The organism is Xenorhabdus sp. BG5 (assembly GCF_015163665.1).
Classification (GTDB): Bacteria; Pseudomonadota; Gammaproteobacteria; order Enterobacterales; family Enterobacteriaceae; genus Xenorhabdus.
Genome location: NZ_JADEUG010000111.1, coordinates 1 through 330, shown reverse-complemented (window position 1 = coordinate 330; position 330 = coordinate 1). Strand labels below are relative to the sequence as shown.

The 330-nt window shown below is 54.8% G+C and carries 1 rRNA gene; it reads right to left on the bottom strand.

Going from position 1 to position 330, the window contains the following annotated elements:
• Positions 1–330: ribosomal RNA gene (locus IQ209_RS18060) — 23S ribosomal RNA — on the bottom strand; the annotation flags it as partial.

Here is a 330-nt window from a genome sequence, read left to right as displayed (position 1 = left end):
TGCAACTTAACGCCCCGTTAAGACTCGGTTTCCCTGCGGCTCCCCTATGCGGTTAACCTTGCTACAGAATATAAGTCGCTGACCCATTATACAAAAGGTACGCAGTCACCCCACCACTAAGCCCCCTCCGCTTGATGTTTGCGGTTGGGCGTCGCCTGGCGCCGCCAACCGTCATCAAGTAAGGATGACGCTGTGATAACCACCACTGGCTTAGTGGTGGGGCTCCCACTGCTTGTACGTACACGGTTTCAGGTTCTTTTTCACTCCCCTCGCCGGGGTTCTTTTCGCCTTTCCCTCACGGTACTGGTTCACTATCGGTCAGTCAGGAGT